Raw genomic sequence first — 4,586 nt, 5'->3', positions numbered from 1 at the left:
GGCGCGCCGTTCACATCTGTGTGAAAATACAGTATCCGGTTCGGTCCCTCTTTGCCCGCCTTGTCCACCCGCGCCAGCGGTTCATAACTCCCCTGGTCGCTGTAGATATACAGGCGGCTTATCCCCTCCGGCCTGCTCTCCTGCGCCAGCCGCATCCCGTCCCATAAAAATTTTGTCCGGTTGTACGGTTTACCGTCAGGGCTGATGTGCTGTTTTTCCGTCCGCCTCCCCAGCGCATCGTACACATACCGGTATGTCTCCCGCGCTGTCGTCACCTCCACCATCCGGTGTTCCGCATCATAACGGTAACTCTGCGTTCCGCTCCGGCCCTGCTTTTCCACCACCCGGCCGTGTTCGTCATAACAGTAATGCACGCCACGGTAAGACATCAGCCGGTTGAACGGCACCACGCTGTTTTCTGCCGTGGCCCTTTCCCCCGCGCGCCTCCCCAGCAGATTTCCCGCCGCGTCGTACTGCCAGCTCGCCAGATACCCCTCATCCTCCGAGCGGCATGCCGTGATGTGGCCCGTGGGGTCATAGAAGTAATCCGTTTCCCCCCGCCGACTGTGCCGCGTCTTCAGCAGTTCGTCCTGACCGTTGTAGCTGTACTGGCGGTCCGTGAACGTTTCCGGCACCACCCCGCGCATCCCGCTGTATGTCTCCCTGCGCTTCAGTCGCCCGGCAGGGTCGTAAAGCTGCCGCGTGCTCAGCCGCCCCTGACTTCTGAGCACCTCACGGTGCAGGGCGTCACGCGTGAACTCACTGATAACCTCCCGGTCCAGATTTATCTGCTGGAGATGACCGCTGCCGTAGTACAGATGGCGCTGCGTTCTGCCGTCCGGAAAGGTGGTGGCTGTCCGGTTGCTGAGTTCATCGTACTGATGGGTTAAGATGCCCTGCGCCGTCTCCTCGGTCAGCATCCGTCCCAGTCTGTCGTAACTGAAGCGGATAATCTCCGGTGCATCCGTTTCCCCGGCATCCGACCGCTGGCGGCGGATTTCCAGTAGCTGGTCTGCCGCATCATAGATGTATTCTGTGCGGCTTTCTGCTGTCTCTTTTGCCGTGAGCCGGCCCGCCGCATCGCGCGCCAGCCGGTGACGGATTTCACCGCCCCGCTCCCCGGTGAACACCACTTCCGTGACCGCGTTCAGCGCGTTGTAACGGTACGCCTGGCGACAGCCATCCGGGTTTATCTGCTCCGCCAGACGGTCCAGCACATCGTGGCGGAACTGATAGCTTTCTCCGTTCTCGTTTGTCAGCCGGGTCAGCCGTCCGTAGGCGTCGTACCCGAATGCCGTCCTGCGCCCCATCGCGTCCGTCCGGCTGCGCACCCGCCCCTGCCCGTCGCGTTGCCAGCGCGTTATCCTCCCCATCGGGCTGGTATACTTCACCAGCCTGCCCGCCGCATCCGGCTGGTAATGCGCCGTGCGGCCGTCCGCCAGTATCACCTCCACCAGGTGACCGCTGTCGTCATACCCGTAGCGTGTGCTGTGGCTCTGCGCGTCTGTCATCCGTATCAGCCGCGTGCGTTCGTCGTAGAACCAGACCGTCTGCGAGCCGGAACAATCCGTATGCCGTGTGAGCTGCCCGTCTTCGTTCCACTGAAGGTATTTATTCCCCCCACGGGCATCGGTTATCTGTACCACCTGGCCGTGGCGGTCATACTGATACCGGGTGTTCTGTTGCAGCGGGTCGGTCACGACAAGAAGATTGCCGCGTTCATCGTACTCACAGCGCCAACTGTTCCCCGCTGCATCCACTTCCGTTTCCGGTTCGTGCCACACCGGGTGCCACTGTGTCTGTGCCACCCGCCCCAGCGGGTCGTGCGTCTCCGTGATATGCCCCAGGCGGTCATACACATAGCGCCATTTGCCGCCCTGAGCGTCGGTCATCCCCAGCAGCAGTCGTTCTTCGTCGCTCCAGCGGAACGTCATCACCTGCCCGGCTTCGTCCTGGTACGCCGTCACCTGATTCTGCGCATCCCACTGATGAAAGCGTGTCCGGCCCGCCCCGTCTGTCACACATACCACACGTTCAGCCATCCGCCAGTCCAGACGGTATCGTGCGCCACTGTCGGTATGGTGGCCCGTCACGCGCCAGCCTGCATCATCCGGCCCTTCATACCAGCCCCACTGGTAATAATATCCTTCGCCGCCGGGCTGCCGGTGCAGCGTCATGCAGTTGTTTTCGTCGTAAGCAAACTCACGCAACAGGTGCCCCGTGCTGTCGTGCACGCCGTTCAGGTGGCCAGCCTCGTCATAGTTGTAACGACGCAGCAGTAAAGGTGCAGTATCAGGGAAATGCTGATAAATCTGTGTCACCCGCCGGGGATGCGCCGCCAGTTCGTAATACAGACGGATGCACGGACGCTGCTGTTCGCCGCGGATTTCAGTGATGCGCCCCCGGTCGTCGTAGTACAGATTCAGACAGTTGCTGTTACGGTCGCCCAGCATTTTCAGCCGCTGGCGCTGCGGGTGATGCGGGTCGGCTTCAAACAGAAAAAAATGTCCATCATCGCTGCTGATAAGCCAGTGCCCCTGCTCACCACGCCGTACTGCCAGTCCTTCACCGGGGCTGTAAAACCCGCTCCCCGGCAGCACGGCTTCCATATCCAGCCGTCGCCCCATACCCGCCACAAAGGTCATGCAGTTTTCGTCCGCGTTACCCGGTGTGCGCTCGAGGCTGACTTCATACATCACGCTCCAGCCCTGACCGAACATCCCATCCGTGCGTTCGTCACGACTGCTGTACACACGCTGCCAGTCCAGCGGAAAGTGGCCCGGCAGGCTGAAATCGAAGTCATCATCATCAGCCAGGTATTTGGCCCCGGTGGCGGCGTTGACCGGATGCGGGAGGGCGCTGATGGCCTTCTGCGTCATCATGCTCATCCCGATACCGGCAGCAAAACAGGCGATTTTAGAAAGCATTTTGCCCGGGCGAAGAAACATCAGCGCCACGGTTGCCACCAGGGTTATCTGCGACCTGCCGCTTCTGATATCCCTGACCACCAGTAACGGACCGCCAATGCGGACATCCGGTGACACAAACGCCCCGTCCCCCGGCGCATTCACCACCCTGGCCTCGCAGGTACAGCGTGCCCCGCTGCGTGCCGCTGGCTGACTGTTGACACGCACATCCCGCGCACCTTCCGCGATATATTCCGCCGCGGGCGGTTCGTCATCACCTTTGAACAGATTACTGATACTACCAATAACCGCATTCACTCCCTGAAAGGCGGTTTCCAGCAGACCGTCCGGACTCAACAGGTTAAGGGCCGTTCCCAGAGGGTCATCCAGAAAGGCGGCTTTTTTTTGTGCGAGTAACTGAGTCAGTGAGGAAGGATGTTTATGGCAGTCGATTTTATCGTCAGGGGTCGGGGTGGAGCCAGGTGCCGCACTGGCCACGGTGGGCTGCCATAGTTCCGACACAAAATGTGTCACGCCATCCACCATCTCAGAACACCCTTCTTCCGTACTGAGCTGGTCGTGCAGCGCCCGGGACATCAGAACAGGTCCAGTCACCGGATGAACCGCCAGGGCTATTGCCCCCGCCATTTCCAGATATTCCCCGGCCACATCCCGGAACGTTCTGGCGTCCTCCTGACGCTGCGCTTCTTCCTGTTCCGCCTTCGCCTGCGCTTCCTGTGCCTCAATCTCCTGCCGCGATGCCGCTGTGGCCGCTGCCCGCGCGGCAGGTTTGCTGTTGATCAATGTGTCACCAGAGCCGGTGAGGATGTAACCTTCAATCTGAGGCGGGAAAAGCATATCTGCGAGGTCTGAACAGGCTTCGCTGACCGTTTCTGTCACGCCGGTGTACACCATCGCCACACCCGCCACAAAACCGGTCAGCACGACAGCCGTGCACCCCATCGTGATCCCTACTGACGCCGCCAGTAACGAGGTTGCGCCGACAATGAGGGCATCAATAACGACATTTGCGGCCACTTCCAGCACCGCCCCCAGCACATCTGCCATAAACGACGTATGCAGCAGGGCATCACCCTGCCTTGCCGCCCAGAATGCATCTTCCATGTCCCGTTCCCTGTGTGATTAATGCGTCCTGGTTTCCTGCCGTATCCTGAAGCGCAGATTCTTTTTAATTTCAGCCCAGCGCGTCATGTCTGCCGGGGTCAGCGGTGTGGTTCTGGCGTAAGTGAAGGCCATCATGACCCGCTCACCCGGCAATACAAATGCCACCTGACACTGATACACCTGCTCGTTACCCCGGAGAAACTGGCTCTGTATCTCCAGCCCTTCCTCAGCGTCATTAATCCCCACGCGGGTCACCTGCACGGGCGTGTGGTGCAGTTCCCTGACCTGCTTTTCCAGCTTTTTCATTTGCTGTTCAACCTGAGAGGCTAATTCGTCTCCTTCCTGCATCTGACCCCGGCTGATAATGAGTGCGGCGTCGGGATTGCTGAGCCGCAACATATTAATGGTACTGTCCTGAATAATATTCCCGGTGAAAGTTATAACTGTCTCATTGAGGTAATATTCCGTCATAATGGCATGAGTCCTTTTTAATAAACGAATTATTTTTTGATGGGTTTTTATTTATTTTTTAGTCATGAAGGTGACGTCTATTGC

The 4,586-nt window shown here is 59.2% G+C and carries 2 protein-coding genes; both read right to left on the bottom strand.

Features of this window, described 5'->3' with window-relative positions:
- The coding region (locus C0K55_RS25230; protein WP_105283451.1) for a DUF6531 domain-containing protein at window positions 1-4,031 on the bottom strand (4,031 nt) is incomplete at its 3' end.
- Window positions 4,032-4,049: 18 nt separating this feature from the next.
- Window positions 4,050-4,502 carry a DcrB-related protein gene (locus C0K55_RS25225; protein ID WP_000141610.1) on the bottom strand — a complete coding sequence of 151 codons (453 nt, stop codon included), beginning with the start codon at window positions 4,500-4,502 and terminating at the stop codon, window positions 4,050-4,052.
- Window positions 4,503-4,586: the final 84 nt, after the last annotated feature.

Origin of the sequence: Escherichia sp. MOD1-EC6098, from assembly GCF_002965865.1 — a bacterium.
Taxonomy (GTDB): domain Bacteria; phylum Pseudomonadota; class Gammaproteobacteria; order Enterobacterales; family Enterobacteriaceae; genus Escherichia; species Escherichia marmotae.
This window is presented reverse-complemented; position numbering and strand designations above follow the sequence as displayed.